The organism is Croceitalea vernalis, from assembly GCF_031846405.1.
Lineage (GTDB): Bacteria > Bacteroidota > Bacteroidia > Flavobacteriales > Flavobacteriaceae > Croceitalea > Croceitalea vernalis.
Genome location: NZ_JAVRHU010000001.1, coordinates 45,748 through 71,163, shown reverse-complemented (window position 1 = coordinate 71,163; position 25,416 = coordinate 45,748). Strand labels below are relative to the sequence as shown.

The following is a 25,416-nucleotide window of genomic DNA, read 5'->3' as shown; positions in this document are numbered from 1 at the left end:
AAGATGAAGAAGAAACTCTACTTAACGATGATAGCGGTCTTGATGGTGATGGGTTTAAGTATGGCCCAAGCCCAAAACCCTGAATGCATGACCAATTTGTCAATCTATGCAGAACATGCAAAAGTCAAGAATTATGATGCAGCTTACGAACCATGGAAAATGGTTTATGAGGCTTGCCCAGATATTAATAAGGCCAATTTTACCTATGGTGAAAGAATTCTAAAACATAAAATTAAAAACTCTTCTGGAGCAGATAAAGATGGTTATGTTCAAGACCTAATGACGCTTTATGATGATAGTGGAAAGTACTTCGCTGATAAATTTCCTATGGCTGATAGAGAAATTGATAAAGGCCTTTTGATGTATGAAAACAAAATGGCATCAAACGATAAGCTTTATGATATGTTAGGTAAAGCTTTTAAAGAGGATAAAAAGAATTTTAAAAACCCTAAAGCACTTTACTTGTACTTTTCAAGTTTAGTTGATTTGCATAATGAAGGTAAAAAAGAATTGCAAGAGGTTTTTGACGTATATGATGATGTAACTGAAAAAGTTGAAGAAGAGAATAAAAAATTGACCGGAGTTCTTTCTAAAATTTTAGCTAAAGAAGATGCAGGTACTCCATTAACTTCTAAAGAGAAAAGACAAAAGAGAGCTGCTACTGTTAACTCTGAATCTTACGGTAAAATTGCTAGTAGTATTGACTCTAAATTAGGAGCACTTGCTGACTGTGGGAACCTTATTCCATTATACGAAAAGAGTTTTGAAGCCAAAAAGAACGATGTTACATGGGTTAAAAGAGCCGTTGGAAGAATGTTTAGTAAAGAATGTACTGATGATCCTTTATTTAGTAAAATGGTTGAGGTACAGGCTGAGTTAGATCCTTCTGCTGATGTGTATGTTTATTTAGGCACTCTTAAATCAAAGTCAGGAGATAGTAAAGGAGCAATTGCTGATTTTAACAAAGCAGTAGAACTAGAATCAGATGCTTACAGAAAATCAAATATCTTATACAAGATTGCAACTATTGTTAGAAAAGGTAGCAAATCTCAAGCAAGAAATTATGCGCAAAAAGCTATAAACGCTAATGGGGCTAATGGAAAAGCTTATTTACTAATCGCTAATTTGTATGCTAGTAGTGCTAACGCTTGTGGTAGTACTCCTTTTGAAAAGCGTGCGATTTATTGGAAAGCTGCTGATATGGCTCGTAAGGCAGGTAGAGTTGATCCTTCTTTAAAGTCAAGAGCTAATAAAACGGCTGCAAGTTATGATCAACGAGCTCCAGACAAGACGATGATATTTAATAATGCTATGGCCGGAAAAACTGTAACTTTTAGTTGCTGGGTTGGTGGTAGTATTAAAGTGCCGAACTTATAGCGTTGAGTGCATATAAAACATATTATTATTTAAGATTTGCCACAGCTTTTGCTGTGGCAATCCTTTTTTATGGCTGCGGTGATAACTATGAAAGAGTAGGTGAAGAGGCTGCTACTAATATTTATCCGCAAGGGATTGCCAAAAATTTTGTCTTCACTTACACTGAAGCTATTAAAGAAGTCTCAACACAAGACTCTTCTGCCTCAAGAGTAGTTGCCATTTTAAAGAGTCCAATAAACAAAGACTTTGATAACTTAACCTTTGGCTTTAAAGAATTTCCTGAAGGACTGCATCTTGACGTTTTTGATGAAAAGGGACAGAAGAGTATTATCGAAGCAGATTATGCTATAATATATTCCAAAACAAATGTTATTGATTTACAAGGTAATGTTGTATTAACTTCGCATGACGGAAAGAAACTTGAGACTCCCCAATTGTATTGGGATAGAACCAATAAATGGATTTTTACAGAGGAGAAGTTCACTTACACCAACCTTGAAGAGGGTACTGTGATGGATGGTGAAGGGATGGATTTTAATAGAGAATTTACATTTTTTAATGCCCACAAAACATATGGGTTAATGACAATTTCTGAGGACGAATAAAATGGTTAAAATTTTAAAATACACTGAATACTTATACCTAGTTGTAGCTATAGCTTCTATTTACAAAATAGTAACCTTATGGTCAGTGGATCCAAAGGAGACATATATCTTTATATTCTTTGCAGTGGTTTCTTTAGCTATGTTTATTTTTAGAAGAAAGTATCGCAAACGATTTGAAGATAGAGCTAAACAAAATCAGAAGTAGTTGTGGATACTGCTGTTCTCATAATTATTCTATCCTTATTGTTTTCAGCATTCTTTTCAGGAATGGAAATCGCTTTTGTTTCGGCAAATAGAATTCATATAGAGCTAGAAAAAAAGCAGGAAGGGTTTTTAGCCAAAGTACTGACTTGGTTAACTAAAAAACCTTCAAAATTTATTGCTACCATGTTAATTGGTAATAATATTGCTTTAGTAGTATATGGTCTTTTTATGGGAGACCTTTTGATGAAATGGTTCGTCCAATTTTTACCCACAGACTTATCTTTTATTAATCTTTTGTTGACAGATTTTAGCCTGTTGTCACAAACACTCATTTCTACGATGGTCATTCTGCTTACGGCAGAATTTTTACCTAAAGTCTTATTTCAAATTTATTCCAATACTTTATTGAAGTTTTTTGCAGTGCCAGCTTATGTTTTTTATATGCTGTTTTATCCAATTTCTTGGTTTGTAATTAAAGTTTCAGATTTTATTTTAAGAACCTTTTTTAAAACTGAAGGCGATGAAGTACAATTAGCATTTACAAAGATTGAACTTGGGGATTACATAACAGAACAAATGGAATCGGTTGAGGAAGAAGACATCGTTGACTCTGAAATACAATTGTTCCAAAATGCTTTAGAATTTTCTGAGGTGAAAGCTCGTGAAGTAATGGTGCCAAGAACTGAAATTATTGCTGTAGAACTTAATGACACCCCTAAAAACCTAACTAAACTTTTCACCGAAACGGGCTTGTCAAAAATATTGGTCTACAAAGAAACCATAGATGATATTATTGGATACGTGCACTCGTACGAACTGTTTAAAAAACCAAGATCTATTAAAAGTATTTTATTGCCGGTAGAGTTTGTGCCAGAAACTATGTTGGTTCATGATATATTGAATGTGCTCACCAAACGAAGAAAGAGCATGGCTGTTGTTTTAGATGAGTACGGAGGAACCTCGGGTATTATGACGGTAGAAGATATTGTAGAAGAGCTTTTTGGAGAAATAGAAGATGAACACGATACGACCAATTTAGATGAAGAGCAACTTAGTGATAACGTGTTTAAATTTTCAGCACGTTTAGAAGTTGATTATCTAAATGAGAATTATAAGTTAGAACTTCCTGAGGGAGATGATTTTGAAACACTTGGCGGTCTTATTATGAGTCATACAGCGGAAATACCCGAACAAAACGAAGAGATTAAAGTTGACAATTTTTTGTTTCACATATTAGAAGTTTCTAATAATAAAATTGATTTAGTTCGTTTGCATCGATTAGATAGCGAATAATCAAGCAGAATTGATGGTGTCAAAGGCTCATGCCCCTCTTTTTACCTTTCCTATTTGAAAAGAAAATAGTATTTTCGCCCACTGAAATTAAAGAAAAACAAGGCATAAATGGCAATTTTAGAAAATATAAGAAAACGAACAACTGTATTGATATTGATTATTGGTTTGGCATTGTTCGCTTTTGTGATTTCTGGTGTTTTTACAAATAATGATTTTGCAGGAGGTAAAGTAGGTTCAACATTGGCTGAAATTAATGATGAAGCAATTTCAATGGAAGACTTCAATACAAAGTTGGAGCAAGCTCAGAGACAGTATGGTAGTAATTTTTCATCAACACAATTGGTAAATACCGTATTTGACCAAGAAGTAAGGAGAACTATTTTAAACCAACAGTTTGAAGACTTAGGGGTAGATGTTGAAAGTGATCAGATTGTCGATTTTATTAAAAATACTGGTTACGCTCAAGAACCTTCTTTTCAAGATGAGAATGGGGTTTTTAATGTAGAAGTTTTTAAAACTGCTATTGCTGATTGGAGAGAAACCGACCCTTTACGTTATGATAATTGGTTGCAGATTGAAAAATCAATTATGCAATCTGCAAAAGAACAAATGTATTTTAACCTCGTAAAAGCAGGTGCTGGTGCAACTTTAGCTGAAGGTGAGTTTGATTACAAATTAACCAATGATAAAGTTGATATACAGTATGTAAGAGTACCTTATAGCAGTATAGCTGATAGTACGATACAAGTTTCTAAAGAGGAAATTACTGCCTATATAAAAGAAAATCCGGACGATTATAATCAAGAAAGTGCTAGAGACCTAAGGTTTTCCTTTTTTGAAGAAAAAGCTTCTTTAGAAGATGAAAATAATGTTAGAGCTGAGGTAGTTAAACTTTTAGAGGATTCATTGGAGTATTCGGAAGATAGAGATGAAACTGATACTATTCCTGGTTTCAAGAGTACCACAGATATCATGGCTTTTTTGGATAGAAACTCTGATACTAAGTTTGATACTATTTACAAGGCAAAAAAAGACCTGCCAGCAATTGCTGCAGATTCTTTAATGAATGTTGGCGTGGGCGGAATGTATGGTCCGTATAGAGATGGAGATTTTTTCAAGGTTTCTAAAGTTGTAGATGCCAAAGAGAACGGTTCTGCAAAAGCTAGCCATATTTTAATTACTTATGAGGGAGCAACAAGAGCTAACCCTGAAATAAAAAGAACAAAGGAAGAAGCTGAGACAGAAGCTAAAAGACTTTTGACTGAATCTAAAAAGGCTGACGCTGATTTTACTGCATTAGCTCGTGATAATTCTGATGGTCCGTCTGCACCAAGAGGTGGTGATTTGGGTTATTTTCAAGAAGGTATTATGGCAGATGAGTTTAATGATTTCTGTTTTGGTAATGATGTTGGTACTGTTGGTCTTGTAGAAACTGAATTTGGTTTTCACGTGATTAAGGTAGATGACAAGCAAGATATTTTACAGGTGGCAACCTTGTCAAGAGAAATTGAGCCTTCTGATGAAACAATCAACACATTGTTTACAGATGCTACAAAATTTGAAATGGCTACCACAGATGCCGCTCCTGAATCTTTTAATGATATTGCAAAAGAAAGTGAATATGCTGTGTTACCAGTTAACAAGTTGAAAGAGATGGATGAAAATCTGCCTGGACTTGGTACACAACGTAATATTGTGCAATGGGCATTTAATGATGATACTAATGTAGGCGATATAAAGCGTTTTGATCTATCTAACGGTTATGCAGTTGTACAAGTTACCAAAACTTATAGAGAAGGCTTAATGGCTTCTGAAGATGCTTCAGCTCAAGCACTTCCAAAAATTAGAAAAGAGCGTAAAGCTGCACAAATTATTGCGGCTAATCAAGGTAAGAGTTTAGAAGATTTAGCACAGGATAATAATGTTACTGTCTCTAATGCTTCAGCTTTAAGCAGAAAATCACCAACCATTCCAGGGGCAGGTAGAGAGCCGATGATTGTTGGTAATGCATTTGCTTTTGACGAAGGTCAAACATCAGGTTTATTAGAAGGTGAGACCGGGATATTTATGTTTAAGGTTACCAAAAAGAATGATGCTGTTACGCTTCCGAATTTTAGTACATTTAGTAATACACTTACCACTGCAAATAAAAATGCAGTAAATACAGCCGTTTACAATGCCTTAAAAGAAGGGGCAGAAATTGAAGATAATAGAGCTACTTTTTATTAATAAATCATTTCCTGATAAGGAATAACAATATTGAAACCCTTGGATTTAAAATATTCAGGGGTTTTTTTAGTGCCAGTAGCGAGTACAAAATCTCCACCCCAGCCACCGAGGCTTTTAACTACACCATAAGTATAATCTGAAAAGAAATTTTCTTGAACAGTTTTTATTTTTAAAACATTAGAGAGTAATGCTTCATGTTCTTTTATTAGAAGTTCAAATTCTATAAGAGATTGTGACTTAATTGTCTTTTCCGTTATTGTTGAGATAGAATCAATCAAGATATCCTTGTCAAATGATTGCGCTCTATAATTTTTAATGGCATCACGACTATTTTGTTTTTTATCCAAATAGACAAAGAAAAGTTTATCTGAAAAAGGAACTTTGAAATCTACTTTTTCAACGGTTGCCTTATCGTTTATTAATTGATAAACTATTGGTTTATTATTTGCCGCACAGGCCAAATCATAACCACTACCTCCAAACGTTTGTTCCAAAAGGCTGTAGGGGTCAATTTCCGCCCAATTGGCGATGTTATTGATTAAAGTTGAAGAACTTCCCAGGCCCCAGTCTTTTGGAAAGCCAAGGTGGGTTGCGATTTCAAGACCAGTATCTGTAATCAAAAAGTCTGAATTCAAATTTCTAGCAGCTTCTAAAATTTTACTAAGGGTATTGGCAATTTCTTCATTAGTAGTAAAAAGTACATTTAAATCTGGAATAGAAACTATTGCCTTAAACCAGCTATTTTGCTCATTGTCAAAACTTGTCCATTCTATAGTGCCTGAATCATTTTTAGAGATAACCAAACTTTGACCATATTTTGTTGGTATTGCAAAAGCCTTTGCTCCATCCAAAACAGCGTATTCACCAGTGATTAATAATTTACCGTTACTGTAAAAATTCTCTTTCATTAATCTTTTTGAATTTTTTCAAGAGCTTCTTTCACCGATGCGTTTGAAACTAGATTGTCTTTAAAGTGAACAACCAACTGTTTTTTTTGTTCATCGGTTGCACCCAATTGATTAAGCATGTTTAAAAGGTGCATTTTCATATGCCCTTTCTGTATGCCAGTGGTAACTAAAGAACGGAGTGCAGCAAAATTTTGAGCAAGACCTGCAACGGCAACAATCTGCATTAATTCTTTTGCATTCGGTTTTTGTAATATTTCTAAGGCTAGCTTTACCAAAGGATGAAGCGACGTAAGTCCGCCAACAGTCCCCAAGGCTAATGGAATTTCAATCCAGAATCTAAATATTCCATCATCAACAGTGGCATGCGTAAGACTAGAATATGTACCATCTTTTGCGGCATAAGCATGTATACCGGCTTCAACAGCTCTAAAATCATTTCCTGTGGCTAAAACCACGGAATCAATTCCATTCATAATACCCTTGTTATGGGTTACAGCTCTGAAGGGTTCTGACTTGGCGATATGAACTGCTTGAACTATTTTTCTAGCAAACTTTCCTCCTTCAAGCTCACCTTCTGTCAAATCATCTATTGGACAACTGACTTCGGCTTTAACAATACAATTAGGAACATAGTTACTTAAAATACTCATGACAATTTCAAACTCTTTTTCGTCAGCTGTGAAGCCTTTGTACAAATTCGCTTGTTCTTTTAGAGTTTTAGCAAATTGTTCGAGACAAGAATTAATAAAATTAGCACCCATTGCATCCAATGTTTCAAAGGTGCAATGCAGTTGATAATAGTCACACAGTTGTTCTGTTTTATCACGCAGTTCAATATCGGTGACGCCACCGCCACGTTTTTCCATACTTTGGGTGATTACCCCGGCGTCATTTAAAAATTGAGATTTGATGGTATTAAAAAATTGAAAAAGCGTTTCTTTTTTACCGGTATACATAAAATGTACTTGCCCCACTTTTTCAGTGCCTACAATAGTAGTCTTGAACCCTCCTTTTGTTAGCCAAAATTTTGCGGCTTTACTTGCAGCAGCGACAACAGAACTTTCTTCTATTGCCATAGGTATAGCATACATTTTTTCATTTATTAAAAAATTGGGTGCTATTGCAAAGGGTAAGTAGTAGTTAGAGATGGTATTCTCAATAAATTCATCATGTACTTTTTGTAAAGAAGCATCACTATTCCAATAACGTTTTAAAATTCCTTTAGTTTTTGTTTCGTTTTCGGTACAATTTTTGGCAATCCAGTCAATTTTTTCTTCTTTAGTAAGTTTTGAAAACCCTTGTACAGGTGTGTGCATAGTTCTTTCTTAGAGGTTCAAATATAATAAATACACCACCTGATCTTGTTATTGTTATTCAAATCAATAGCTAAAGTTTACTATTCGATAAATTATTAGTAAACTTGATAGTTTTTAATCAATTTATATGATCACAAGAAAACTTACTTTTCTACTTCTTTTTTCTTTATTCATCGCTTCTTTTTCTTTAGCTCAAAAACAAAAAATCACACTTGAAGAAATTTGGGGAGGAACTTTTAGAACACAGCAGTTAGATGTTCTTCGTTCTATGAAAAATGGAAAGCAATACACCATTTTAAATTTTAATAGAAGTTCTGGAGCTAGAAGTATAGATATTTATGATTATAAAACACAGGAAAAAGTGGGGACAATAGTTTCATCTTCAGACGCCATACCACCATTCAGTTCTTATGAGTTTAGTGATGATGAATCTAAAGTCATTTTGGCAACAGAGGTGGAACCAGTTTTTAGAAGATCAAGAATCGGAATCTATTATGTTTACAATATTGCTGATAAATCCCTAGTGAAAATTTCAGACAATAAAATTCAAGAGCCAGAGTTCTCTCCAGATGGTTCTAAAGTAGCCTATGTTTTTGAAAACAATATCTACATTAATAACTTAAAAGAGAACACGACTGAACAACTTACTACCGACGGTAAAAAAGGAACTATAATCAATGGTGTAACGGATTGGGTATATGAAGAGGAGTTTTCATTTGTTCAAGCATATGAATGGAACAGTGATGGTACTAAAATAGCTTTTTTGCGTTTTGATGAAACGGAGGTGCCTAATTTTTCAATGGATGTTTATGGTTCCGATTTATATCAAACCCAAAATCAGTTTAAATATCCAAAAGCAGGTGAGATAAATGCTACAGTAAATTTGTTAATGTATGATGTTGAAAAAGGCACTAGTTCCAATGTAGATTTAGGTGAACCGTATTATATACCGAGAATAAAATGGATGAATAATCCGAATTATCTAAGTGTACAAACCATAAATCGTCATCAGGACCACTTGATTTTACATGAGATCAATGCAACTGACAACTCGGTAAAAACGCTTGTTGAAGAAAAGGACGAGGCTTATGTAGATATTCATGATAATCTAACGTTTTTAGCAGACGATAGTTTTATATGGACTAGCGAGAAAGATGGTTACAATCATATTTATTTGCATGATCAAGACGGTAACTTAATGAATCAAATCACAAAAGGTGATTGGGAGGTAACCAATTATTACGGTTATGATCAAAAAGAAGATAGGGTTTATTATCAGTCTGTCGAGAATGGCTCAACTAATAGAGATGTATATAGTATCTCCACTTCTGGTGATAATAAAAAGAGATTAACTACATCTGAGGGTACTAACTCAGCAGCTTTTAGTGCGGACTACACCTATTTTATTAATACTTTTTCAAGTGCGAACACTCCTTATGTCTTTACATTACATAAAGCCTTAAACGGAAAAATGCTTAAACAAATTAAGGATAATAGTTCTTTGGCAACTAAACTTGAAGGTTATGAAATGAGCAATAAAGAGTTCTCTACAATTTCAATTAATGGAAATGATTTGAATATGTGGATGATAAAACCAGCTGATTTTGACCCTTCCAAAGAATATCCACTTTTAATGTATCAATATAGCGGACCAGGTTCTCAATCTGTAGCTAATCGTTGGAATGGAACGAATGATTATTGGTATCAAATGCTTGCTTCCGAAGGCTATATTATTGCTTGTGTTGATGGAAGGGGAACAGGTTTAAAGGGACGTGATTTTAAAAAAGTCACACAATTAGAATTGGGAAAATATGAAGTTGAAGATCAGATTGCGGCGGCAGATAAATTAAGTAAACTCCCTTATATTGACGAAGATAGAACAGGAATCTGGGGCTGGAGCTACGGAGGTTTTATGTCAACCAATGCTTTGTTAAAAGGCAGTGAAACCTTTGAAATGGCTATAGCTGTTGCACCCGTAACAAGCTGGCGTTTTTACGATACTATTTATACAGAGCGCTACATGCAAACTCCACAAGAAAACCCAAGTGGTTATGATGATAATTCACCTTTTAATTATCCAGACTTATTGCAAGGTGATTATCTATTGGTTCATGGTTCAGGTGATGATAATGTGCATGTGCAGAATTCAATGCGTATGATTGAAGCTTTGATTCAGGCAGATAAAGATTTTGAATGGGCTATTTACCCTGATAGAAATCACGGTATTTTTGGAGGTAATACAAGAAATCATCTTTACAAAAAAATGACAGAGTTTGCTCATAAGAACCTTCGTGATAGACCTCAAAAAGAGGATTCTTTATTAAAAAGTGAGAAGATAAAAGGATAATTAAAGTCATTATTAATCAAACCAACTAAAATATGTCAAATACAGTAAAACCAGCAAGTGAAAGAGAGATTTTAGGACATCCGCAAGGCCTGTTCTACTTGTTTTTTGCAGAGTTGTGGGAGCGTTTCAGCTTTTATGGCATGCGTGCATTGTTGACCCTTTACATGGTCAACGTGATTTTTGAAGCACTGGCTGAAAGAGATTATGCAACTGCCGCGGTTTACGCATCTTATGGTTCGTTGGTGTACGCGTCTACAGTAATTGGCGGTAAAATTTCTGATTCTATTTTAGGAATGCGTAATTCTATTTTTCTTGGAGGTATATTGATGTCTATAGGGCATTTTGTATTGGCAATTGAAAATGATATTGCCTTCTTTCTGGCGCTTTCATTTATTATTGTTGGTAATGGTTTTTTTAAGCCTAATATATCAACATTTGTAGGTACTCTATACGAAAAAGGGGACCCTAAAAAAGACTCTGGGTTTACTATATTCTATATGGGAATTAATATTGGAGGTTGGGTGGCCCCTTTGCTTTGCGGCTGGTTGGCGGCAACTTATGGTTGGCACTATGGCTTTGGTTTAGCCGGAATCGGAATGCTAACTGGTCTTATTTTCTTTTGGAGCGGTATCAAAAAAGGTGTTTTTGGAGATAAAGGTATGGCCCCGGAAGACGGTAGTATTAATAAAAAAGTTGTAGGAATAAAACAAGGAATTTTAGTTCCAGTTTTAGCCGTACTATCTGCACCAATTATTGCCTATTTGTTATCATCGTACAAGGCTGTGGCAACTGATGGCTTATTAGCAGATCAAAATATCGTTAATGTTATTTTTAAATTTATAGGAATAGCGGTTTTGGCCTATTTGGGTTATATCATGTTCAAGGCTACTTTGGATGAAAGGAAAAAACTTTTTGTTGCAGTCTTAATAACTTTTTTCATGACCATTTTCTGGGGATTCCATGAACTCTCAGGAAGTGTAATCACCCTTTTTGCGGCACGTAATGTTTCTTTGGACGGAATAATGACGGCGGCACAAACTAATTCTTTAAACTCTATGTGGATTATAATTTTAGCCATACCAATTTCAATGATGTGGACCAAATTGGCTAAAAGTGGTAAAAACCCTAGAACACCATATAAATTTGGTCTAGGGCTGCTGTTTGCAGGTATTAGTTTTTACATACTTGCAATAAGTGGAGCAAGTGCAAATGATAATGGTTTAGTTCCCTTTGCGTATTTATTATTAATGTATTTCCTTTTATCAGTCGGTGAGTTATTTATGTCTCCGGTAGGCTTATCCAAAATTACAGATTTGTCACCTACTCGTATTGTAGCCTTTATGATGGGAGTATGGTTTTTATCATCTGCTTTTGCATTTCAGGTAGTAGGTTTTATAGGCAAGCAATTAGCCATTGAAAGTACTGATGCCAATGTTGGAGGTTTTGATACTTTAACAGTTTATACAGAAGGCTTTGAATTAATCGCTTACTATTCTATAGGTGCTGGGCTATTAGTATTAATTGCCTCTCCTTTAATTAAAAAGTTAATGGGTAACGTGCACTAATAACTAATCCAAATCAAAATAATAAGCTCCCTTTTCACCAGTATAGTGAAAAGGGATTTCTTTTTTAATACAGGTTTCTTTCCATCGGGTGACATAACTCTTGTAATTGCTACCATCTATTAAAATCATTTTTGGATGTAACCTATCAATAACCCTGACAAGATTGAGTTGTGGTGACTGAGTCAGTAAAAAGTAATCTAGATTATTCTGATTCGGTAGAACATTTAAACTATCTATAATAAATAAACTTTTGGAACCAATACTATATACGTTTTGGAGTGAATCTCTACTAATTGAATTAATACGTTCTCCAATTTTAAAATTATTTATGATACGTTTAAGTGGTTTTTGATTACTTTCTAAAACAGATAAATCATCTCCTATTTGATGAAGAAAGAACGTGTTCGCGGTTTGGTGTCCTAAAATGAATTGCTCAGTTTTACTTAATTTCCTTTCACTGTAAATTACCCAGCTTTGAAAAGTAAATAGAACTATCAAAAACCAGCTGATATTCTTAAAAGTAGCCTTAGAAACTATTATAATAAAAATCATGATTAAAGCATAAGATAGTAGTAGTTGAATCTGGTCAAAAGGAATATCTCTAAAAACAAAAGCTTCTTGTTGAGCAACCCAAGCAATTACTGTATTCATTTTTCCTATTAAATAATTGTATGCCAGTACTAAAGTGTCAGGCAATGTATCTAGTTGTGCTAAAACCAGAACCAAAATTCCTATTCCAAGAATTATTCCTAAAAAGGGAATTACAACCAAATTGGAAATAAAAAACAAAGAAGGAAATTGATGAAAGTAAAATAGGCTTAGAGGTAAAACACCTAGTTGGGCGGCACAACTAACGGATAATAATTGCCATGCTCTTCTTAAAAACCAATGTTCTGGATACCAAAACCGCTGTAATTTAGGATAGATTAAAACGATAGAAAAAACGGCCGCATAACTCATTTGAAACCCTAAATGAAAAAGAACCAAAGGTTTTAACAGCAAAATAAAAAACATTGATAATGCTAAAATATTAAAGGTGTTGCTAGGACGGTTCAAATACATAGCATACGCAATAAATGAGAACATCATTACTGCCCTAAAAATAGAAGGTGATAAACCTGCTACAAAAGCAAATGCCCAAAGTAAAAGCAATATGATCACAAGTTTTACTGTTTTTCCTTTTGGCAGCAGCTCTAATGGGTTTAATAGAAATTGAAGCAGCAATAAAATGATACCTACATGAAGCCCAGAAACGGCAAGAATGTGCACTGCTCCAGCATCTTTGTAATTGTCATAGGTGTTAGAGGTAATATCGTTTCTTTGACCTAATAATAAGGCTTGAATAATACTTAGTTCTTCACTACCAAAAGGAGCTTTATGAAGTTTTTCAATTAGCCGTTCACGAAAGTTTGAGGCTAAGCCCAAAAGAGTCGTTTTTGATTTTACTGTTTTGTAATATGCTTTTGGAGCTACCCGTAATTGATGGTAAACACCTTGTTGTTTTAAGTAACTTTTAAAATTAAATTGATGTGGATTTAAAGGCTCACCAAAAGTGATTGTTGAGGATACTAACCATAGTTCATCATCTACTAAAAGAAGACTAGAGTCAATTGAGTCTTTTTGAATACTTAGAAATAATTTTCCAGTTATTGGTTCTTCTTCTAAAGCCTCAGCTTCTACAATATAATTATCTGAAAAGCTATTAGGTTTTAATACTTCACGAATCTTAACTTTCCAAACAGCATCTGTACTTATGTTTTGGTAAGAATAATGAGAACTTAGACTTTTTGGATTGGCTAGGGTAGTTATAAATAAACCTAAGCCTATAATGGATAAGTAGCTAACAATATCGAAATAAGGGAATGTATTTCTTTTGTTTTTTAAATATATCAAGTATAAAATCAGGATTAGTGTTATTACGATGAACCCTAAGATTTTGAGCGGAATTAAAAAGTAAAACCCTAATAAAATGCCAGTTATAAGGCATAGGGTTAATTTCACAGAAACAAAATTGAATAGCTTCATTATAAAATTCGCTGCGCTTTTACAAAAGCTGAATTCCAATAGCCTTCTCTTAAAGAAGAAACGATAACACCACGAGAAGTAGTAGAATGAATAAATTTAACTTCATTACCAACATCAACAACGAGGCCAACGTGATTAATGTTTTTGCCGCGCTTACTGGTTTTAAAAAATAGTAAATCTCCTTTTTGTACTTCTTTTATTTTAATGCGTTTGCCTTGATTGGCCATTTGATATGATACTCGCGGAAAGGCAATATCGTTCTCAGATAAGGCAACGAAAATGAGGCCAGAACAATCCATTCCTTTTTTTGTTTGGCCTCCAAATTTGTACCGAACACCGGTAAATGTCATTGCAGTTTCAATCACTTGATTGGCCTTACTATTTTTTGAGAGCTCTTTTTTGGTAATTCTTTCTGTTGGCTTTTCCTTAGAAGATTTTACAGTAATTGTTTTACTATATGTAGTTTTCTTTTTTGCAAAGCAACCTGTGAGCAAAACGGTTAAAAATAAAATGTAGAATTTTTTGAACATCCAAGAATAGAATAGCTTCTTGGTAGCTAAAATTAAGCATTTTCAATGATCAATGCTGCGGCTTTTTCGCTAGCGCCAGCACCACCCAATTTTTCTTCTAAAGAATTGTAATCGGAAAGTATTTGATCTCGTTGTTTTCCTCTTACAGTTTTGCTAAGTTCTAATGTTAAGTTTTTGGTATTCAAGTCATCTTGAATTAACTCTTTTACCACCTCTTTATTCATGATAAGATTGACTAACGAAATGAAGTCTAAAGTAATGATACTTTTAGCAATTTGATAAGATATCCAGTTTCCTTTATAACATACTACTTGTGGAACTTTAAATAGTGCTGTCTCCAAAGTAGCAGTGCCACTAGTTACAAGCGCAGCATGGGAATATTTTAATAAGGAATAAGTCTGATTTGATACAAAACCCACGGTGTTTTGCTTTAGAAAAGAACTATAAAACTCATTTTCTAAACTAGGCGCCCCAGCAATTACAAATTGATAAGATGGAAAGTCTTGAGTAACAGAGAGCATCAATGCTAACATTTTTTCAACTTCTTGTTTTCTACTTCCTGGTAACAAAGCAATTATAGGTTTGCTGGGATGCAGATTGTAATCTGCACGCAAAGTCTGTTCTTCAATAAAAGTGGTATTTGAAATTGCATCTAAAAGCGGATGTCCAACAAATTCAACATGATAATCGTACTTTTGATAGAACTCCTTTTCAAAAGGTAAGATGACATACATTTGGTCAATATCCCGTTTTATTTTTTTGATTCGACCTGCTCTTGAAGCCCACAATTGGGGAGAAATATAATAGTTGGTCTTAAAGTTTTGAGATTTTGCCCACTTGGCAATACGCAAATTAAAACCAGAGAAATCAATAAAAATGATGACATCAGGCTTGAATCTAGTAATGTCTTCTTTGCAAAAACGAATGTTCTTAAAAATTGAAGTTATGTTTTTCAACACTTCAAAAAACCCCATAAAAGCCATGCTCTTATAGTGTTTTGCTATTTCACCACCTGCTACTTGCATTAAATCACCTCCCCAGCAACGAACCTGTGCATGAGCATCTTTTTTTAAAAGTGCTTTGATAAGATTCGAGCCATGAAGATCTCCTGAAGCTTCACCTGCAATGATATAATACTTCATATTAGAAGAGCTTAAAATAAAGAATAATCAGTGCTGTTAAAATAGTAGCAATCATAACCCCTCTTGCTCGATAATCACGTTTAATACGCAGAAATCCAAAAAATGCAACTAGATTTAAAATGGCGCCTAAGGCCAAAATACTTCCAATATGACCTTGTTCTACAGCAATTTTAAGAGTTTCAGATATGCTGAATTCTGAGAAAAGTAAAATATAAGCTAAGGTTCCAAAAGTATTTGCTATAAGCCCTACTAAGAATCCGATAATAACTTCTTTTTTTGTGTTATTCATTTAAATTCCAATTGTTGATTGTTTGAATTGTGTGATGTGCTGTTAAATCGAATTGAGTGGGTACTACTGAAACATAACCTTGACTCAGTGCGAACTGGTCAGTGTCTTCACCTTTATCTAATAATTCAAATTTGCCAGTCAACCAATAATATTCTTTGCCGGTTGGGCTAATCCTTTTATCAAATTTTTCTTTCCAATTCGCCTTTGCTTGCCTACATACTTTAATACCTTTTGGTATTTGCTGGGCAGCCTTAGGTATATTCACATTAAGCACTGTACCCTTTGGTATTCCATAATTTAGGGCCTGAATAACAATTTTTTGAACAAATTCTTTGCATTTGCTAAAATCCGCGTCCCAACCATAGTCGCATAATGAGAAACCAATGGCCGGTATACCTTCAATGCCTGCTTCAATAGCGGCGCTCATGGTACCGGAATAAATAACATTTATTGAGGCATTTGATCCATGATTAATTCCACTAACAACAATATCTGGTCTTCTATCTAAAATTTCTTGAAGCCCTAATTTCACACAGTCGGCTGGTGTTCCACTGCAACTATATTCTATGGGTGCACCTTTTTCTTTGTCGATTATAACTCTTTTGGAGTATAACGTATTATCAATAGTTATGGCATGTCCCATACCCGATTGCGGACTGTCAGGTGCGACCACAACGACTTCGCCAATTTCTTTCATAAATGCAATGAGAGAACGCAGTCCTGGCGCCGTAATTCCATCATCATTCGTTAAAAGAATTAGCGGTTTTTTCATTTGATATAATTATTATGGTAAAAATACGTTTTTCATAAGGATATGAAGTCTGAAGCGTTTAACAAAAAATTAAATGTGCGCCTCTAAAAGTGGCATGATTTTTTCAGTATCTTAGGGAATTCGTATGAATTGTAGGTGTAAATTGAAGACTGATTTGCACTAATTGAAATAACGATGAACCCAGTCCCAAAAACTATATTATGAAGAAGAATTTTGTGCTAGGCTTTTTAATAATACTGATTGCAGTTGCCTCTTGCAGTTTTACAAACAAATCTTTTGAGACCAATGATAAAGACAAGTTATTACTTGACTTAATTACATATGTCTTAGAGCGTGGTCACTACGAACCTAAAGATATTAATGATAAATTTTCAGCTAACGTTTATGAAGATTTTATTGATATTCTAGACCCAACAAAAAGATATTTTATTGCAAGTGATATTCGTGAATTTGAGCAATACAAGTATCAAATAGATGATCAGATAAAAAATACTGAAATTTCTTTTTTCAATTTGGTTTATCAGCGTTTAATGAAACGAATGGACGAAGCAAAAGATATTTACACTGAGGTATTAGAAAAACCTTTTGACTTTAATATTGACGAAGAAATAGTTGTTGATTATAAAGAAGAGCCCTACGCTGCTAATAAAAAACAGCTGAAAGAGCGATGGAGAAAACAATTGAAGTATAATGCTCTTGGTGTTTATGATGGAAAAATTAAGATTAAGAATACCTCCAGTAGTAAAGGAGGCGTAGAAGGAGGCGACTTGGCTAGTGTAGATGTTGCTACTGCAGAAGAAAAAGCTGATGAAGAGCTAAAAAATATGACTCTAGCTGAAGTCGAAGCAGTATCTAGAGAAACAACAAAAAATACTTTAGATGATTTCTTTGAGTTTGTTTCCGGTTTAGAAAGAAAAGATTGGTTTGAGCAATATGTCAATACAATTGTAGATGAGTTTGATCCTCATACCTATTACTTTGGCCCTGAAGAGAAGGATAAATTTGACATTAGTATGTCTGGTAAATTTGAAGGCATAGGTGCTAGATTACAAAAGAAACCGGAAGGTGCAAAAATCGTTGAAATTATATCTGGTGGCCCGGTATGGCGAGCAAAAAGCCTTGAAGTAGGTGATGAAATTTTAAAAGTTGGACAAGACGGTGAAGAGTCAATTGATATTGTTGGCATGCGCTTAGATGATGCGATTAAACTAATTAAAGGACCAAAAGGCACTATAGTTGATTTAACGGTAAGAAAGGTTGATGGTACTGTAGATATAGTGTCGATAACCAGAGATGTTGTTGAATTAGAAGAATCGTATGCAAAATCTGCAACAGTTATAAAAGATGAGCGCAAATTCGGCTTAATTAACTTACCAAAATTTTATGTAGATTTTGATGACTATTCTGAACGCAATGCTGCTACTGATGTAGCCAAAGAAGTGGAGCGATTAAAGCAGGCCGGAGCAGAAGGTTTAATACTTGATTTAAGAGATAATGGTGGAGGTTCACTAAAAACCGTTGTTGAAATGGCAGGTCTTTTTATTAAAGATGGTCCAATTGTTCAAGTGAAATCTTCAGGACAGCGAAAAGAAATTCATGAAGACAAGGATGAGCGCGTTCAATGGGATGGTCCATTAGTTATTATGGTTAATGAATTGTCTGCATCGGCATCTGAGATTCTTGCTGCCGCTATGCAAGATTATAAAAGAGCAGTTGTTATTGGCAGTAAGCAAACTTTCGGAAAAGGAACTGTTCAAAATGTTATTCCTTTAGATAATATCGTTCGAAGTAATGAACACGGTGATCTTGGAGCAATTAAATTAACTACTCAAAAGTTTTATAGAATTAATGGTGGTTCTACCCAGTTGGAAGGTGTAAAGAGTAATATAGTTGTCCCAGATAGATATAGCTATATTGATTTAGGAGAACGTGATCAAGAAAACCCTTTGGCTTGGGACAAGATTACACCGGCTGATTATCAAGTTTGGGATGGTAATATTGACTACGAAACCACTGTGGCGAATAGTAAAGCTAGAATGGCAAATAATGTTCAAATTGAACTTATTGAAGAAAATGCTAAATGGGTGCGTGATCAGCAAAATGAAACCATAGTTTCTTTGAATTATGAAAAGTATAAGACAACGCAAGAGGCGAACAAAAAAAGATCTAATTATTTTAAGAAACTGAGAGATTATGATTCTAAATTGACTTTTGAATCTTTAAAATATGAAGAAGAGTTGTTTACAAAAGATCCTATTTTGAGAGAGAAAAGAAATCGTTGGCATACTGATTTAGCTAAAGATGTTTATATCGAAGAGGCTATTAATGTATTACAAGATTTGAAATTGAATTCTCTGAAAAATCACAATACAAAATTAGCAAGTGTTAAGGGTTAAAATTTCAAAGAAATAAATATAAAAAAAGCTCTGATAAAATATCAGAGCTTTTTTATTTGACTGCAGAACGTTTTAATCGATCATTAATGGCAAGTCCAATATCTTCATCTATTACTTTTTCTATGATTATTAAATCTAAATCCAATGCATCAAGTTCGTGCATTGAAGCGTAAAGTTTTTGTGCAATCTCTTCTAGTAAGTTGTTTGATGATAGAACTATCTGCTTTGAAACTATAATTGGTCCTTTATAAGGTTGAAAAGCTTTGATAAGGCCTAATTTTAAACCACTATTTTCCCTGATAGTACTCTCAATACTGTCGCTTATAATTGTTTTTGTTTTTGGAGCATAATGAGAAGAAAGCATTCCGGGTGCTTCCAATCGACCAGAATTCGGAGTATGAATGACAACTTCTTTTTTTAAGACTTCTTCAATATCCTTGGCAGTGATAACACCTTGCCTATAAAGAGTGGGCTTATTATTGTCATTCCAACCTAAAATTGTGGACTCTAATCCTTTTTTACAATTACCTCCATCTAAAATGAATTCAATCTTGTCTCCTAATTGTTTCTCAACGTGCGAGGCCTTAGTTGGGCTAATATAACCTGAGGGGTTTGCGCTAGGTGCTGCTAAAGGATAATTTAACTCATTTAATAGCTTTATGGTTAATGGGTGGCTAGGCACTCTAACAGCTACTCTAGGTAATCCAGCAGTGATAATTTCTGGTACTAAATCTGTTTTAGGTAATAATAAAGTTAAAGGTCCGGGCCAGAATGATTTGGCTAGCAGTTTTACGTCGTCTGAAATTGAAGCAACATAAGGTGAGATAGCATCAAAGTTTGAAAAATGTAAGATCAGTGGATTGTTGCTAGGTCTACCTTTTGTTTTAAAAATACTTTTTACTGCATCAATACTTGTAGCATTGGCAGCCAACCCATAGACTGTTTCAGTTGGTATGGCAACTAAATCTCCATTGTTTAAGGCCGCTTTAGCTTTTTCAATATTTTTGGTTAAATATGCCATCGGTGCAAAATTAAGCTTAACCTTTAGGGTGACAAAATGATAAGCGATATGTCTTGTTTTCGAAGTAATTAACAAAGCAGATATATCTTACTATTTTTAATGATAAATTTTAAAATGAAAAAGGATAAAGTCGTTTATACTGTTTTGTTGTTAACTTGTATTCTTGGGTTTTGGTTATTTGAAAATTTTTACACTCCAGATACGTATTCAAACCCTAATAGTAGTGCTATTTCAGCTCCTTTTAAGAAAGAGTATTTACCAAGCTCAAGTTTTAATCAAATAGTATTACATGATTATTTTATGCTTTCCTATAGTGAATTTCATGAGCAAGCAGAATGGGTTGCCTATGAATTAAAAAAGGAACATTTAACCTATGATAATCGCAAACGGCCCTATTTTATTGAAGACCCTAAAGTAGCATCTAAATCGGCGGATTGGAGAAATTATAAAGGTTCTGGTTTTGATAGAGGACATTTATGCCCGGCAGGAGATAGACGGTTTTCAGAATATGCTTACAATGAAACTTTTTACACTAGTAATATTTCTCCTCAAGACAGGGCTTTTAATGCGGGAATTTGGAATCGTTTAGAAATGCAAGTTAGAGATTGGTGTAAGCGTTATGATGATTTATATATCATTACTGGTGGGGTTTTAAAAAATAACCTTGAAGAAATTGGCAGTGAAGATGTTGATGTGCCTGAGGCTTTTTATAAGGTGATTTTTAGAAATGATAATAATCAGCTTCACGTAATGGCATTTTTGTTTCCAAATAAGGAAAGTAGAAAACCTTTAAAACAATTTTTAGTTACAATTGATGAGTTAGAACTAGCAACAGGAATTGATTTTTTTTATAAAAAATCTGACAAATGGCAAAAGCGCATTGAAAATAAAATGAGTATTAAGAATTGGAAATTTTAAAGTTCTTTGAGTCTTGAGCTATCAAACTTTAAAAACACAAATAACATTGCTGTAAAGAACAACAATCCAGAACCACCATAGCTAAAGAAAGGTAGGGGAATTCCAATAGTTGGTAACAAGCCAATCACCATCCCAATATTAACAAAGTAATGAATCAATAATATGGAAATAATACCATACCCATACATTCGACTAAATTCTCTTTTTTGTCGTTCGGCTAAATGAATGAGCCTTAAAAAAAGAGCTGTGAAGACAATTATGATTAAAGTAGTACCTAAAAACCCCCATTCTTCGCCCACCGAACTAAAAATATAATCGGTGTGTTGTTCTGGTACAAAATCCCCTTTGGTTCGCGTTCCTTCAAGAAAGCCTTTGCCTAAAAAGCCACCTGACTCTATTGCCTTTTCAGACTGGTATGTATTATAACCAATGGTTTTTTTGATTTGTTCCAATTTAATTGGGTCCTTTTCAAGTCCAAGCCATAGACTAAAACGATCACGATGTCGCTGCTCAAAGATTTCGTTAAAAACAAAATTCACGGAAAGCGAAATAACAACACACGAAACGATGAATATGATTAAAGGAATTTTGGGTATTTTAAAATCTGCTCTTTTAAAAAAGAAGAATAGGGAAATAAGAATTCCTAAACCAATGCACATCCAAACAACTCCGAATTTTAAAGTGGTAATAAAAAGTAATACAAATAGTAAGGCAAAGCCAAGATATTTTATAGGTAAGCCTTCTCTAAATAGCACAAAAAATAGTGAAAAGTAGATTAATGCACTCCCTGGATCTGGTTGCGGTGCAATTAAAACAACAGGTATCAAAATTATTAAGACAGCATACAATTGATGCTTACCTTTTCTAATATCTGTTTGAATATCACTTAAATATTTTGCCATTGCTAAGGCAGTAGCAAGCTTAGCGAATTCTGAAGGTTGTAAATTAAAGAAGCCTAAATCATACCAAGAAGTTGCACCTGCTATAGTTTTCCCGAATAAGAAAAGACCGATAAGCATGACAATAGCAGCCACATAAAAAACACTTGAAAATCTTTCAAAAAATGATGCTTCTAAAGAGAGAATAATAATAATGAGTAAAAACGATAAGCCAATAAAAAATAATTGTTTGCCATAAGAAGTACTAAAATCTAAAATTGAAGTCTCATCTCCAGTAAATGTTGTACTGTAAATATTAACCCATCCGAACAAGACCAAAATAACATACAGTAGAACCGTAAGCCAATCTAAGCGCCTAAGTACACTTCTACCAGACATACTCGTTTATCTTGAAAGGCTCTCCGCTTAGAGGTTTTGCATACTCGTGTTCTAAGGTTTTTTCTAACATTTTTTTCTCCAGATCTGTTCTGGTTATCTCACCTTTCAGATACTTTTCTACTAACAGCGAAGCAATGTGGCCGGCATATCTACCTCCGTAATAACCATGTTCAATATAAACAGCTAGTGCAATTTTAGGATTTTTAATGGGAGCAAAGGCAACGAAAATAGAGTGATCAGTGAGCTGTACACGTTCGCCATTAATACGAGTAAAATTCTCTACAGTTCCTGTTTTACCAGCAATTTCAATTCCGGGTACTTTTAACCATTTTGCAGTGCCATATCTATAAACGTTAGCCATCGCTTCAACTACTGGTTCAAAATGTTCTTTATCAATTGTAGTGTAACGTCTTTCTGTAAATTTAGATGGAATACCATTCTGACCACCAATTTGTTTAATTATATGGGGTGTATAAAAGAACCCTCTATTAGCTATTGCTGCCGTCATATTCGCCAATTGAATAGGTGTAGCAGCAACTTCTCCCTGGCCTATAGCATTTGAAATGATAAAGGAAGAAGCCCATCTGTTGTCTCCGTAAGCTCTATCATAATATTCCTTATTAGGTATTCTGCCCGGCGCTCCCGTTGGAAGGTCCGTGCCTAAGTAATTTCCTAAACCAAAACTTTTCATATGTTTCTCCCAAACATCCATTCCTTCGTCCGTGGTTTTGTATTTACCATAGATTTTTCTGAACGTCCCTGCGAAATAGGCGTTACAAGAATTAAAAATTCCAGAATTTAAATCTCTGACACCTCCGCCGCAATGGCATCCTTGTTTCTTTTTTCCGACATAAAATCCGTTATAACATCGGAATTTGGTATCTGTATCAATCACCCCTTCTTGTAAAGCAGCAAGGGCATTTAAGGTTTTAAATGGCGAACCTGGTGAAGGTTGCGCTAATATGGCGCGATCCCAGGTAGGTTTTGAAATACTATCATAATGTAATTTGGAGTAATTTTTAGAGCGGTCTCGACCAACCAATAGGGATGGGTCATAGGTTGGACCAGATATCATAGTTAAAATTTCACCTGATGACGGGTCTAAGGCTACAATTCCTCCTCTTTTACCATTCATTAGCTTTTCACCGTATTCTTGCAGTTCCTTATCAATAGTAACATAAAGCTCTTTTCCAACTTGAGGTAAGGTGTCTAGTTTACCATTTTTATAGGGCCCAATATCTCGATTAAAACGATCTTTTTGTAAATATTTTACCCCTTTTCTTCCACGTAATAATTCTTCATATTGTTTTTCAATACCTGTTCGACCTTTTAATTCACCAGCTCTGTAGTAAGGATTATTTCTTAAATCGGCTGCATTAACTTCACTAATATAGCCTAAGACATTAGCAGCACTTGGAGTCATATAATCACGTAAAGACCTCTTCTGTATGTAGAATCCGGAATACTTTCGCATTTTTTCTTGAAGCCTTGCATAATCTTCTTTTGCAAGTTGGGGTACTAAAACTGAGGGCAAACGTGTGGAATATTTTGTCGCTTTTTTTACCTGATTAATAAAATCTTCTCGGCTAATTTTCAAAAGATTACAAAACTCTGTTGTGTCCAGAGTTTTTGTTTCTCTAGGTATAATCATTACATCATAAGCCGGTTGATTGCCTACAATAAGTTTTCCGTTTCTATCATATACATAGCCCCGTTCCGGATAATCATAAACGGCTTTAATTGCAGGATCTTCAAAAAGTTGATTTGGAGAAAAACTGAACAATTGTAAATACGATAAACGCCCGATAAAGGTGATACCGATAATTACAATAATAGAGGATAAAAGTACTTTTTTCATCTTTAATCAGAAATTACTTTGAAGTTAAGCTATTCATTGTCAGTGGCAAAAAGTGAACTCAAAAGAATACATAAAATAAACGTGGCCAAACTTGTAAATAGTATTTTCTGTAAAATTAATAAGATGTGCGAAAAGCTTAAAATCTCAAATGAAAAGTAAATAACATGTTGGATAATAATTAAAATAAAAAGGAAGGTAATTCGCTGAACACGTGTTGAGTTTTTAAATGTGAAACCTTGAAAATCAAAATTGGCGCCAAAACAAAATCTCATGATTAGTGGTCTAGCATAAGCTAAGGTGATTGCAACCATAGTATGTAGGGCCAAAGTGTCTGAAAATAAATCTATTAAAAGACCTAAAAGGAAACTAACCAATATGAAAATTGCTCGATTTTCACGAATTGGATACCAGTAAAAAAATAAGACATAAATTAATGGATTGATATACCCAAAAAAGTTCAATTGATTAAATATCAATACTTGAATTAGCACCAATAATACAAACCGGATAATATTTATAACTATTGGATTACTGAGCATTTAAAGTCCTCTTTTCTAGGTTTAAAATCTCATCTCTGTTTTTATTTTTAATAATATAAATATTACTCAAGTTAGCCATATCATTGAACAACCTAATATCAATGTTATAAAAGCTCTGAGCTTCATTTAAATTAAAGTTTAAGATAATTCCAATAGGAATATTCTCTGGAAAAATACTGGACATGGCGCCCGTGACAATTGTATCACCAACCTTTACCGGAACTAATCTCGGAATATCTACCAGTTGAACTCTGTTATATTCTTTCGCATCCCAAATTAAAGATCCAAAATAATTGGTGTTCTTGATTTTCGCATTAATATTTGATTTGGTGTTTAAAATGCTCTGTACTGTAGCAAATTTAGTTGAAGTGTTTTCTACAATACCTAAGATTCCTTTAGTTGAAATGACACCCATGTCTTGGGTTACGCCATGTTTTTCACCCTTATTAATCGTTAGGTAATTACGAGGTGAAGCATAACTATTTTTAGTGATTTTTGCTCGAATTACTTCAAATTTGTATTTCAAACTATCTTTTTCCAACGCTTCTTCAGAATTGAACAATTGAAATCTAAGTCTTTCATTCTCTCTAACAAGACGTTCGTTATCTTCTTTTAAATTAAAATAAGAAGTGATATTACTTGATGTTTCATAAATAGAACCTGAAACCCATTTAGAGGAATTAAAAAATTTTGATTGATGAAAAGAATGTGATTGGATTGTAATTATAAGGGAAATTGAAAATAGAAATACATATAAAAATGTGTTTCTGTTATCAAGAATAAAATTGATAATCCTTTGCATTCA

At 34.1% G+C, this 25,416-nt stretch carries 20 protein-coding genes; 8 read left to right on the top strand and 12 right to left on the bottom strand.

Annotated elements, in window-relative coordinates; genetic code table 11:
* The first annotated feature begins 3 nt into the window (after positions 1–3).
* From RM520_RS00280 to RM520_RS00265, 4 genes are all read left to right on the top strand, one after another.
* The gene (locus RM520_RS00280) at positions 4–1,377 is read left to right on the top strand and encodes a tetratricopeptide repeat protein (protein WP_311383697.1); all 1,374 of its coding nucleotides are present in this window, start codon (positions 4–6) and stop codon (positions 1,375–1,377) included.
* 2 nt (positions 1,378–1,379) lie between these two features.
* Positions 1,380–1,982, top strand: coding sequence for an LPS export ABC transporter periplasmic protein LptC (gene lptC / locus RM520_RS00275; RefSeq protein ID WP_311386577.1), 603 nt, complete (start codon positions 1,380–1,382; stop codon positions 1,980–1,982).
* A gap of 207 nt (positions 1,983–2,189) precedes the next feature.
* Positions 2,190–3,479 (top strand): hemolysin family protein, encoded by a 1,290-nt coding sequence (locus RM520_RS00270; protein ID WP_311386576.1) that lies wholly within the window; start codon positions 2,190–2,192, stop codon positions 3,477–3,479.
* A 108-nt stretch (positions 3,480–3,587) separates the two neighbouring features.
* Entirely contained in the window at positions 3,588–5,708 is a 2,121-nt protein-coding gene (locus tag RM520_RS00265) for a peptidylprolyl isomerase (protein ID WP_311383694.1), read from the top strand.
* Here the strand turns inward: RM520_RS00265 and RM520_RS00260 are convergent.
* Both RM520_RS00260 and RM520_RS00255 read right to left on the bottom strand, forming a co-directional pair.
* Entirely contained in the window at positions 5,705–6,616 is a 912-nt protein-coding gene (locus tag RM520_RS00260; RefSeq protein ID WP_311386575.1) for a GYDIA family GHMP kinase, read from the bottom strand. The genes RM520_RS00265 and RM520_RS00260 overlap by 4 nt on opposite strands.
* Entirely contained in the window at positions 6,616–7,932 is a 1,317-nt protein-coding gene (locus tag RM520_RS00255) for a hydroxymethylglutaryl-CoA reductase, degradative (protein WP_311386574.1), read from the bottom strand. The genes RM520_RS00260 and RM520_RS00255 overlap by 1 nt, the downstream gene beginning before the upstream one ends.
* A 127-nt stretch (positions 7,933–8,059) precedes the next feature.
* On the opposite strand from RM520_RS00255, the gene RM520_RS00250 reads away from it, so the two are divergent.
* Both RM520_RS00250 and RM520_RS00245 read left to right on the top strand, forming a co-directional pair.
* Complete coding sequence (locus RM520_RS00250; protein WP_311386573.1) at positions 8,060–10,279, top strand: S9 family peptidase; 2,220 nt, start codon at positions 8,060–8,062, stop codon at positions 10,277–10,279.
* A 32-nt stretch (positions 10,280–10,311) separates the two neighbouring features.
* Positions 10,312–11,844 (top strand): peptide MFS transporter, encoded by a 1,533-nt coding sequence (locus RM520_RS00245; protein WP_311386572.1) that lies wholly within the window; start codon positions 10,312–10,314, stop codon positions 11,842–11,844.
* A gap of 3 nt (positions 11,845–11,847) precedes the next feature.
* Here RM520_RS00245 and RM520_RS00240 read toward each other — a convergent pair whose 3' ends face one another.
* The 5 genes from RM520_RS00240 to surE are packed head-to-tail and all read right to left on the bottom strand — an operon-like array spanning position 11,848 to position 16,602.
* Positions 11,848–13,869, bottom strand: a complete 2,022-nt coding sequence (locus RM520_RS00240; protein ID WP_311386571.1) for a ComEC/Rec2 family competence protein — start codon at positions 13,867–13,869, stop codon at positions 11,848–11,850.
* Complete coding sequence (locus tag RM520_RS00235) at positions 13,869–14,399, bottom strand: C40 family peptidase (protein WP_311386570.1); 531 nt, start codon at positions 14,397–14,399, stop codon at positions 13,869–13,871. The genes RM520_RS00240 and RM520_RS00235 overlap by 1 nt, the downstream gene beginning before the upstream one ends.
* Before the next feature lie 32 nt (positions 14,400–14,431).
* Positions 14,432–15,541 carry a lipid-A-disaccharide synthase gene (gene lpxB, locus RM520_RS00230; protein ID WP_311386569.1) on the bottom strand — a complete coding sequence of 370 codons (1,110 nt, stop codon included), beginning with the start codon at positions 15,539–15,541 and terminating at the stop codon, positions 14,432–14,434.
* A gap of 1 nt (position 15,542) precedes the next feature.
* Positions 15,543–15,830 carry a hypothetical protein gene (locus tag RM520_RS00225; protein ID WP_311383686.1) on the bottom strand — a complete coding sequence of 96 codons (288 nt, stop codon included), beginning with the start codon at positions 15,828–15,830 and terminating at the stop codon, positions 15,543–15,545.
* A complete protein-coding gene (surE, locus tag RM520_RS00220) occupies positions 15,823–16,602 on the bottom strand; it encodes a 5'/3'-nucleotidase SurE (RefSeq protein ID WP_311386568.1) in 780 nt (259 codons plus the stop codon). Before surE ends, RM520_RS00225 begins: the two co-directional genes overlap by 8 nt.
* 200 nt (positions 16,603–16,802) lie before the next feature.
* Here surE and RM520_RS00215 point away from each other — a divergent pair, with 200 nt between their 5' ends.
* Positions 16,803–18,998, top strand: coding sequence for a carboxy terminal-processing peptidase (locus RM520_RS00215; RefSeq protein WP_311386567.1), 2,196 nt, complete (start codon positions 16,803–16,805; stop codon positions 18,996–18,998).
* A gap of 52 nt (positions 18,999–19,050) precedes the next feature.
* Here the strand turns inward: RM520_RS00215 and RM520_RS00210 are convergent, their stop codons facing one another.
* A complete protein-coding gene (locus tag RM520_RS00210) occupies positions 19,051–20,019 on the bottom strand; it encodes an L-threonylcarbamoyladenylate synthase (RefSeq protein ID WP_311383683.1) in 969 nt (322 codons plus the stop codon).
* Positions 20,020–20,133: 114 nt separating this feature from the next.
* On the opposite strand from RM520_RS00210, the gene RM520_RS00205 reads away from it, so the two are divergent.
* Complete coding sequence (locus RM520_RS00205) at positions 20,134–20,937, top strand: DNA/RNA non-specific endonuclease (protein ID WP_311383682.1); 804 nt, start codon at positions 20,134–20,136, stop codon at positions 20,935–20,937.
* Here the strand turns inward: RM520_RS00205 and rodA are convergent.
* From rodA to mreC, 4 genes are read right to left on the bottom strand one after another with little or no spacing between them, the layout of a single operon-like run.
* Positions 20,934–22,214 carry a rod shape-determining protein RodA gene (gene rodA, locus RM520_RS00200; protein ID WP_311383681.1) on the bottom strand — a complete coding sequence of 427 codons (1,281 nt, stop codon included), beginning with the start codon at positions 22,212–22,214 and terminating at the stop codon, positions 20,934–20,936. The genes RM520_RS00205 and rodA overlap by 4 nt on opposite strands.
* Positions 22,204–24,072 carry a peptidoglycan D,D-transpeptidase FtsI family protein gene (locus tag RM520_RS00195; RefSeq protein ID WP_311383680.1) on the bottom strand — a complete coding sequence of 623 codons (1,869 nt, stop codon included), beginning with the start codon at positions 24,070–24,072 and terminating at the stop codon, positions 22,204–22,206. Before RM520_RS00195 ends, rodA begins: the two co-directional genes overlap by 11 nt.
* A 29-nt stretch (positions 24,073–24,101) precedes the next feature.
* Positions 24,102–24,611 carry a rod shape-determining protein MreD gene (locus RM520_RS00190; protein WP_311386566.1) on the bottom strand — a complete coding sequence of 170 codons (510 nt, stop codon included), beginning with the start codon at positions 24,609–24,611 and terminating at the stop codon, positions 24,102–24,104.
* Positions 24,601–25,413, bottom strand: a complete 813-nt coding sequence (gene mreC / locus RM520_RS00185) for a rod shape-determining protein MreC (RefSeq protein ID WP_311386565.1) — start codon at positions 25,411–25,413, stop codon at positions 24,601–24,603. The genes RM520_RS00190 and mreC overlap by 11 nt, the downstream gene beginning before the upstream one ends.
* Positions 25,414–25,416 lie beyond the last annotated feature (3 nt).

Bases quoted from the DNA above. Each gene is read 5' to 3' on its own strand.
- RM520_RS00280 (WP_311383697.1), top strand. From the start codon at position 4: ATGAAGAAGAAACTCTACTTAACGATGATAGCGGTCTTGATGGTGATG.
- RM520_RS00265 (WP_311383694.1), top strand. From the start codon at position 3,588: ATGGCAATTTTAGAAAATATAAGAAAACGAACAACTGTATTGATATTG.
- RM520_RS00260 (WP_311386575.1), bottom strand. From the start codon at position 6,616: ATGAAAGAGAATTTTTACAGTAACGGTAAATTATTAATCACTGGTGAA.
- RM520_RS00255 (WP_311386574.1), bottom strand. From the start codon at position 7,932: ATGCACACACCTGTACAAGGGTTTTCAAAACTTACTAAAGAAGAAAAA.
- RM520_RS00250 (WP_311386573.1), top strand. From the start codon at position 8,060: ATGATCACAAGAAAACTTACTTTTCTACTTCTTTTTTCTTTATTCATC.
- RM520_RS00245 (WP_311386572.1), top strand. From the start codon at position 10,312: ATGTCAAATACAGTAAAACCAGCAAGTGAAAGAGAGATTTTAGGACAT.
- RM520_RS00240 (WP_311386571.1), bottom strand. From the start codon at position 13,869: ATGAAGCTATTCAATTTTGTTTCTGTGAAATTAACCCTATGCCTTATA.
- RM520_RS00235 (WP_311386570.1), bottom strand. From the start codon at position 14,399: ATGTTCAAAAAATTCTACATTTTATTTTTAACCGTTTTGCTCACAGGT.
- lpxB (WP_311386569.1), bottom strand. From the start codon at position 15,541: ATGAAGTATTATATCATTGCAGGTGAAGCTTCAGGAGATCTTCATGGC.
- RM520_RS00225 (WP_311383686.1), bottom strand. From the start codon at position 15,830: ATGAATAACACAAAAAAAGAAGTTATTATCGGATTCTTAGTAGGGCTT.
- surE (WP_311386568.1), bottom strand. From the start codon at position 16,602: ATGAAAAAACCGCTAATTCTTTTAACGAATGATGATGGAATTACGGCG.
- RM520_RS00215 (WP_311386567.1), top strand. From the start codon at position 16,803: ATGAAGAAGAATTTTGTGCTAGGCTTTTTAATAATACTGATTGCAGTT.
- RM520_RS00210 (WP_311383683.1), bottom strand. From the start codon at position 20,019: ATGGCATATTTAACCAAAAATATTGAAAAAGCTAAAGCGGCCTTAAAC.
- RM520_RS00205 (WP_311383682.1), top strand. From the start codon at position 20,134: ATGAAAAAGGATAAAGTCGTTTATACTGTTTTGTTGTTAACTTGTATT.
- rodA (WP_311383681.1), bottom strand. From the start codon at position 22,214: ATGTCTGGTAGAAGTGTACTTAGGCGCTTAGATTGGCTTACGGTTCTA.
- RM520_RS00195 (WP_311383680.1), bottom strand. From the start codon at position 24,072: ATGAAAAAAGTACTTTTATCCTCTATTATTGTAATTATCGGTATCACC.
- RM520_RS00190 (WP_311386566.1), bottom strand. From the start codon at position 24,611: ATGCTCAGTAATCCAATAGTTATAAATATTATCCGGTTTGTATTATTG.
- mreC (WP_311386565.1), bottom strand. From the start codon at position 25,413: ATGCAAAGGATTATCAATTTTATTCTTGATAACAGAAACACATTTTTA.